General features: G+C 44.8%; 6 protein-coding genes. All 6 read right to left on the minus strand.

What is annotated here, in order from left to right:
• Positions 1 to 600 precede the first annotated feature (600 nt).
• The 6 genes from pilB to nadC all read right to left on the minus strand — a co-directional run bounded on the left by pilB (position 601) and on the right by nadC (position 7,131).
• Positions 601 to 2,277, minus strand: coding sequence for a type IV-A pilus assembly ATPase PilB (gene pilB, locus ACNKW2_RS16245; RefSeq protein ID WP_419149495.1), 1,677 nt, complete (start codon positions 2,275 to 2,277; stop codon positions 601 to 603).
• 110 nt (positions 2,278 to 2,387) lie between these two features.
• Positions 2,388 to 3,014, minus strand: coding sequence for a dephospho-CoA kinase (coaE, locus tag ACNKW2_RS16250; protein WP_419149496.1), 627 nt, complete (start codon positions 3,012 to 3,014; stop codon positions 2,388 to 2,390).
• 6 nt (positions 3,015 to 3,020) lie between these two features.
• Positions 3,021 to 3,902, minus strand: a complete 882-nt coding sequence (locus ACNKW2_RS16255) for a prepilin peptidase (protein WP_419149497.1) — start codon at positions 3,900 to 3,902, stop codon at positions 3,021 to 3,023.
• A 106-nt stretch (positions 3,903 to 4,008) separates the two neighbouring features.
• On the minus strand, positions 4,009 to 5,241 hold the full coding sequence (locus ACNKW2_RS16260; RefSeq protein WP_419149498.1) for a type II secretion system F family protein: 1,233 nt from the start codon (positions 5,239 to 5,241) through the stop codon (positions 4,009 to 4,011).
• Between the two features lie 44 nt (positions 5,242 to 5,285).
• Positions 5,286 to 5,723 carry a pilin gene (locus tag ACNKW2_RS16265; protein WP_419149499.1) on the minus strand — a complete coding sequence of 146 codons (438 nt, stop codon included), beginning with the start codon at positions 5,721 to 5,723 and terminating at the stop codon, positions 5,286 to 5,288.
• A 565-nt stretch (positions 5,724 to 6,288) separates the two neighbouring features.
• The gene (gene nadC / locus ACNKW2_RS16270) at positions 6,289 to 7,131 is read right to left on the minus strand and encodes a carboxylating nicotinate-nucleotide diphosphorylase (RefSeq protein ID WP_419149501.1); all 843 of its coding nucleotides are present in this window, start codon (positions 7,129 to 7,131) and stop codon (positions 6,289 to 6,291) included.
• Positions 7,132 to 7,673 lie beyond the last annotated feature (542 nt).

A 7,673-nucleotide genomic window follows, 5' to 3' on the forward strand; every position in this document is an offset into this window, starting at 1 on the left:
AGGTAATTTGTATTAGTGAGAAAACCGTTGTAGGCGTTGCTTTACGCAGCGCTTGTGATGTGAAACATCGCGGGGTAAACCCGCTCCTACCATGTAATTAATATTGGAGAAAAAACCGATGTAGGCGCTGCTTTACGCAGCGCTCGTAATGTGAAACATCGCGGAATAAACCCGCGCCTACATGGACATTCATTTGGTTGAAAACCGGTGTAGGCGCTGCTTTACGCAGCGCTTGTGATGTGAAACATCGCGGGATAAGCCCGCGCCTACATGGTCATTCGTATGGTTGAAATTCCGGTGTAGGCGCTGCTTTACGCAGCGCTCGTGATGTGAAATATCGCGGGGTAAACCCGCGCCTACAAGGTAATTTGTATTAGTGAGAAAACCGTTGTAGGCGTTGCTTTACGCAGCGCTTGCGATGTGAAATATCGCGGGGTAAACCCGTTCCCACCATGTAGTTTGATTGGTGAAAAAAACGATGTAGGCGTTGCTTTACGCAGCGCTTGTAATGTGAAACATTGTGGGGTACACCCGCGCCTACATGGACATTCATTTGGTTGAAAACCGATGTAGGCGCTGCTTTACGCAGCGCTTATTAACCTAAAAGCTGGTGACGCGGTTAATTTCCGTTAATGAGGTCACGCCATCTGCGGCCTTTTTGAGGCCGGACTGGCGAATGTTGGCAAAGCCGAGCTTTTGTGCGGCTTCTGCAATTTCTATGGCATTGCCGCCATCCATAATAAGGTGGGCAATTTCTGGGGTAATTTTCACCACTTCATAAATACCTACACGGCCTTTATAGCCTTCGGTGCAGTGCTCACAGCCTTTAGGGGCAAAAAGTGTCATTGACTTAATTTGCTCCTGGGTAAACCCTTGCTCTAACAAGGCTTCTTCCGGTAGCTCTTCTGGTGTTTTGCATTTAGGGCACAGGCGGCGAGCTAGGCGCTGGGCAATGATCAGACTTACCGAGCTTGCTACGTTGTAGGCTGGCACGCCCATATTCAGCAAGCGCGTTAATGTTTCTGGAGCTGAGTTGGTGTGTAGGGTACTCAATACCAAGTGACCAGTTTGTGCCGCTTTAATGGAGATCTCAGCGGTTTCTAGGTCACGGATCTCACCAACCATGACAATATCGGGATCTTGTCGCAAAAAGGCTCTTAGGGCGTTAGCAAAGGTCATGTCCGCTTTGGGATTGATCTGCACCTGATTAATGCCTTCAAGATTAATTTCCACCGGATCTTCGGCGGTACTAATATTGCGCTCTGGCTGGTTAAGAATATTTAAGCCGGTATAAAGAGACACGGTTTTACCCGAGCCGGTGGGGCCGGTCACTAAGATCATCCCTTGAGGTTGTTCCAGGGCTTCTAAATAAAGCTTTTTCTGTTCAGGTTCGTAACCCAACACATCGATACCCAGCATGGCACTGGAAGAGTCGAGAATACGCATTACGATTTTCTCGCCCCACATGGTAGGCAGGGTACTAACACGAAAATCAATGCTTTTACGCTCTGAGATTTTCAGCTTAATGCGACCGTCTTGTGGCTTACGTTTTTCGGCAATATCTAGGTGCGCCATGACTTTTATTCGAGCCGCTAAGCGGGTAGCCAAAGAATTGGGAGGGCTGGCCATTTCGTGTAATAAGCCATCAATACGAAAGCGTACCCGATATTTTTTCTCATACGGTTCAAAGTGCAAATCCGACGCGCCTTTTTTAATGGCATCCATTAAAATCTTGTTGATATAAACAATAATGGGGGCGTCGTCTTTTTCTTCGTTTTGTGCTTGTGGCTTGGGCTCTTCCTCAATATCCATATCAGAAAACTCTTTAAACTCAGATTCTGAAATGGACAAGCTTCCAGTGGCGTCTAACAGTTGGTCGATTTTTTTCTCAACCAACTTATGATCGGCAACCAGTACTTCGCACTGCAAGCCGGTGCTAAATTCAAAGTTTTCAAAGGCACCAAAATCGGTGGGATCTGAGGCGGCAACAAAAATCTTTCGGCCCTTTTTTACCAGCGGTAAAATATGGTGCTTACGGATCAGCTTTTCTTTCACCAACTCTTTAGGAATTTCAGCAACATTAAACTGCTCAAGGTCAAAGTAGGGGACTTTAAATAAGTCTAAACACTCTTGCGCCAGCTCTTTAGAGCTCATTCCTGAGCTTAAGCAAATTAACTCCGCCGTGGTATTCGCTTCATTTTGGCGGGCTTTAACTTGCTCTGCGGTTACGCGCCCTAAGGTTATAAATTTACGCAGTAGGGGGGAATGATGCTCCATAATACCTCTTTGCCTTTACACCGAGTGTAATATCAATGTTTATCATTAAGTTGGTGATATGCCAAGTTTGTTAGCGGCTTTTCTGGTTATCGGCCATGCTGACAAGATCATTATAAAGTATTGCTTTTTGCTTTTGCCAGTGTCTCGAATTTTTTATTTAGTTGCTCAAGCTCAGCCAAGGTTTGTGTCAGTTCACGGTCGTTATTGAGAATAAAGTCGGCTTTTTGCCGCTTTTCTTCACGGCTCATTTGTGCGGCGATAATGCTTTCTACTTGCGCTTTATCGACGCCATCGCGCGAGCTGGTGCGAGATATTTGCACAGCCACCGGGACATCGACAAGTAAAGTGGCATCACAATATTTTTCTAGGCCGTTTTCAAACAACAAAGGCGCTGAGAGCACCACGTACTCGCTGTTAGCCTGTTGTAGCTGACTAAGTAAACTATCTCGAATACGCGGGTGGAGTAGGTTATTGAGCCACTGCTTTTTATTGTTGTCGGCAAAAATAAGCTGTCTTAGCTTGGCTCTATTTAAGCTGTCATCGGCTTGAATAACTTGCTCACCAAACTCTTCTTTAATCGCTTCCAGTGCCTCACTGCCTGGCTCTACCACTTCTCTTGCCACAACATCGGCATCCACAATCACAATGCCTTGTTGAGCCAAATAGTCGCTAACGGCGGTTTTGCCGGCGCCAATGCCACCGGTGAGCCCTAAAATCCAATTATTCGTTTTTAACATTTTCATCTACATAATTAAATTGACGTACCAAAGCTGCAACTGCTCACCATACATCAAAGTTATCCAGCCAGCGATGGCCAAGTAAGGGCCAAATGGAATAGGGGTGGCTTTGTCTTTGCCTTGTACACTCAACTGAATTGAACCAATAATGGCACCCACTAAACTGGAAAGGAGAATAATGGTGAGTATGGCTTGCCACCCCATTAAGGCGCCAAAAATGGCCAGTAACTTAAAGTCGCCATAGCCCATGCCCTCTTTGCCAGTGAGTAACTTAAATAACCAATATACGCTCCATAAGCTTAAATAGCCCACTGCCGCGCCAATAATGGCAAGCTCTGGTGCAACACCTACGCCCATGGTACTAGCAATAAGCACGAACCACAGGGTTGGTAGCGTAAGCTGATCTGGCAGTAGCATTTCATCAATATCAATGACCGTTAGGGCAACCAATATCCAAGTAATCACAATATACAAAAGCGCTTCAGCGGTGGCACCAAAACGCCATGCCACCCAAGTTGATAACACCATGGTGGTGAGCTCTACTAACGGGTAGCGTACTGATATGCGCGTTTGGCAGTGTTTACATTTGCCTTTAAGTAACAGCCAGCTAATTAAAGGAATATTTTGCCAGGCTTTGATGGGCGTTTTACAACTAGGGCAGTGTGAACGTGGGGTAACTAAATTAAAGGCTGCTGTTGGTGTGTTTTCTGGGGCGGCTAGTTCGTCTTCAAGTAAAACACGGCATTCACTCTGCCAGTTACTTTTCATCATTTTAGGCAGGCGCAAAATCACCACATTTAAAAAGCTGCCAATACACACACTCACTACGCCCACGCTTAACAGCCAGTACCAAGTTTGGGTTTGCATTAATTCGATTACATCTTGCATAGGGAATACTTATTTTGATTATTGAAGAAGTGAGTTAACTCAATGAATAGAAACATTTTATCATAAGGCTTGATTGTAGAGCGTCTTTGACCCTCTGCAATATGGTTTAAACTACTGAACCTAATTGGAAGATTGGTAAGTACATGGCAATAATAAGGCCACCAATCAGTATCCCCAGCACTACCATTATCATTGGCTCGAGTAAACTGGAAAGGCCATCTACAGCGTCGTCCACTTCTTGTTCATAAATATTAGCGACTTTTGCCAGCATAGAGTCGAGCGCGCCTGATTCTTCACCAATCGACACCATTTGTATCACCATATCTGGGAATACTCGGGTATTATGCATGGCCCAGTGCATCTGATTACCAGCATTCACCTCAGCTTTAATTTCACGAATGGCGTTTTTATAAATGACATTACCCGAGGCCCCAGCTGCAGAGTCAAGGGCATCACCCAGTGGCACACCAGCAGCGAACGTAGTCGACAAGGTGCGGGCGTAACGAGCAACCGCTGCTTTTTTTAGAATTTCGCCAATCACAGGGATCTTTAATATCATGCGGTCGTTAAAGTGCTTAACAGCGGAGCTTCGTATCAACAGTTCTTTGTAGGTGTAACCAGCCAGGCCAAGACCTAACACAAACACCCACCAGTACTCTTGCATAAATTCAGAAATAGCAATAACCACAAGTGTAAAGGCAGGTAACTCAGCGCCAAAGCCGTTAAAAATATCTTGGAATTGTGGCACCACAAATATTAACAAAATCGCGGTAACAATCAGTGCGACAGTCAAAACGGCGATAGGGTAGAACATTGCCTTTTTAATTTTAGACTTTAATGCTTCTGTTTTTTCTTTATATAAGGCAACACGGTCAAAAATGGTATCCAGCGCACCCGACTGCTCGCCGGAGTGAACCAAGTCACAATAGAGCTCATCAAAATAACGAGGGTAAGCACGTAGTGATTTCGCCAAAGGTTGGCCCGCTTTTACTTCATCACAAACATGGCCTAACAGTTTTGAAAGTGACTTATTTTTAGTACCTCGAGTCAGCATTTCTAGAGTTTGAACTAATGTAACGCCTGCAGTAAGCATAGTCGCTATTTGACGAGTAATAGTGGCAATATCTTGGGAAGTGATTTTTTGCGACCCAGACATGCCGAATAAAGGTTTAGGCTTACGTTTTACTTTGGAAGGGGTAATGCCTTGTTTTCTGAGTTGGGCTTTGACTAGGGCTACACTCGAGCCTGTGATCTCACCGTCTAAACGTTTTCCGCGGTTATTAACGCCTTGCCATTGAAAGGTATCAAGGTCATTAGGTTTTGTTGTTTTTGTTTTCATTAGAGCTCACAGTTGTAGGGGAGCTAAGCTCCCCAATACGATCTCTAGCAAAGATTTGTAATATCAGCGGAAGTACATGTGCCGCCTTTAGTAAATACATAAGTAGATGGTGCTGGATCGGCTGGATCAATTGATGGAGGTGTCATTGTATAGGTATAACCTCCAGCCACTGCAGTACCAGTACCTGTAATAACACCCGTAGTTTCAGCGATAGCTACGCTGGCAAGATTATCTGTTGCCACAGGTGCAGCTAATCCTAACTCGCCAAAAGTATCACATGATGCAATTACATTGTTATTCGTTTGTAGACACTCAGTCATAGTGGTTCTTATCGAGTTTGTTGCAGTAACAACCTCTGTGAAGCGTGCTTTAACTGTGTAGTCTTGGTAAGCAGGTAATGCAACTGCGGCTAAGATGCCTACGATTGCAACTACAATCATTAGTTCGATTAGGGTAAAACCACCCTGTTGTTTTTGAGTCATGATGTCTCTCCTAAATTATAAGTGGCTTAACATAGCAAGGATACGTTAAGCGTTTATTAAACCATTAGCAATAAAACGTAAGTTTTTTAATCATGAAGTTAGGCAATGGCTAAACCAGTATGCCCACTTAGTCACTATTAAAACCAGACTTACTAAAATGTGACCAGTCCCTAATCAACTAAAATAAAGTGTAGCACTAAACTTTTCTTTCAGGTCACTATTAACATTTACTTTAATAGTAAGTGCTGAGCTTAGCAATCCAAAGATGGTAATAAATCATTGAATAGTTTGTGTAAGCTCAAGTAATCAGATGTTTTTTCCAAAAACGGATTCAGTTCAGCGCCAGCAAAGAGCAAGAGAACATTAAAAAGATGTTACACTCTCATTCTTTTGTCGTATTTAACGTTTTTTATCGCTTTTTGTCAATTAATTAGGGGATGTTTTTAGGTTACACGGGCTTACACTTAGTGCTTTTGCACTAGAGTAAGTTCGTGGGTAGTGCTTTTGAACTAGAACTAGTTGGCGAGAGGCACAGTATTATAGTGCCTCTTTAACATTTGCTTGATTATTCAAAGCGCATGGATAAGTCGATGCTTTGTAAGTGCTTGGTGAGGGCGCCGCTGGAAATAAAATCCACCCCCGCTTGAGCATAGGTGGAGAGTGTTTCTATGGTCATATTACCCGAGACCTCAAGCTTAGCGCGGCCTGCTGTGATTGTAACTGCTTGTTGAATATCGCTGACACTAAAGTTGTCCAACATAATGATGTCGCTGCCAGCATCGAGCGCTTGTTGTAGTTCGTCAAGGTTCTCAACTTCCACTTCAACGGGTTTATCAGGGTGGTTGTTGCGGGCTGCACTTACGGCATTATTGATGCCACCACAGGCTGCAATGTGGTTTTCTTTGATTAAATACGCATCGAATAAGCCAATACGGTGGTTAACGCCGCCGCCGCATTTTACTGCATATTTTTGCAGGGCTCGTAAGCCTGGAATGGTTTTGCGGGTGTCCAGTAGTTTGGTTTCGGTGCCAGCAAGCATATCTACGTATTTTGCCGTCGTAGTGGCCGTGCCCGATAGGCTTTGCACAAAGTTAAGCGCTGTGCGCTCAGCAGTAAGGATAGCTCGTGCAGAGCCGGTTGCCGTAAACAGTCTAGTATTGGCGGCAACCTTGTCGCCATCGGCGACTAACACTTCCACATCAACACTTGGGTCGACTTGGTTAAACACTTCTTCAATTAGCGCTTTACCAACGAAAACACAGTCTTCGCGGGTGATCACATAGGCATTAGCTTGCTGTTCCTGTGGGATCAGTGCTGCGGTAATATCGCCCTCAGCGGCAGATTGGTAATTAAGGTCTTCATCGAGTGCTTGTTTCACTAATTGCGTTATAAGTGTTTGGTCAATCATGGTGTTGTCTGTTTAGTTGGCTACTGGGGCGAATTTTACGCGGGTTTGCTGTTGAGCACAATTGCTGTGACTGCTGGATTATTTATATTGAGCGGGATGTTGTTTTGGGGTTGTTATTATAGGCTTATACTATATCGCGGGGTAAACCCGCACCTACATTCTATGATATTGACGAAAGGCCTGATGTAGGCGCTGCTTTATGCAGCGCTTTTGGCCATAAACATCGTGGGTAAACCCGCGTCTACATTCTATGATATTGGCAAAGGGCCTGATGTAGGCGCTACTTTATGTAGCGCTTTTGGCCATAAACATCGCGGGGTAAACCCGCGCCTACATTCTATGATATTGGCAAAGGGCCTGATGTAGGCGCTACTTTATGCAGCGCTTTTGGCCATAAACATCGTGGGTAAACCCGCGCCTACACTCTATGATACTGGCGAAAGGCCTGATGTAGGCGCTGCTTTATGTAGCGCTTTTGGCCATAAACATCGCGGGGTAAACCCGCGCCTACATTCTATGATATTGGCAAAGGGCCTGATGTA

Origin of the sequence: Pseudoalteromonas 'SMAR' (genome assembly GCF_048515945.1) — a bacterium.
Classification (GTDB): Bacteria; Pseudomonadota; Gammaproteobacteria; order Enterobacterales; family Alteromonadaceae; genus Pseudoalteromonas.

What these genes read in the sequence shown, in the direction of transcription:
- pilB (WP_419149495.1), bottom strand. Translation starts at nt 2,277, where the DNA reads ATGGAGCATCATTCCCCCCTACTGCGTAAATTTATAACCTTAGGGCGC.
- coaE (WP_419149496.1), bottom strand. Translation starts at nt 3,014, where the DNA reads ATGTTAAAAACGAATAATTGGATTTTAGGGCTCACCGGTGGCATTGGC.
- ACNKW2_RS16255 (WP_419149497.1), bottom strand. Translation starts at nt 3,902, where the DNA reads ATGCAAGATGTAATCGAATTAATGCAAACCCAAACTTGGTACTGGCTG.
- ACNKW2_RS16260 (WP_419149498.1), bottom strand. Translation starts at nt 5,241, where the DNA reads ATGAAAACAAAAACAACAAAACCTAATGACCTTGATACCTTTCAATGG.
- ACNKW2_RS16265 (WP_419149499.1), bottom strand. Translation starts at nt 5,723, where the DNA reads ATGACTCAAAAACAACAGGGTGGTTTTACCCTAATCGAACTAATGATT.
- nadC (WP_419149501.1), bottom strand. Translation starts at nt 7,131, where the DNA reads ATGATTGACCAAACACTTATAACGCAATTAGTGAAACAAGCACTCGAT.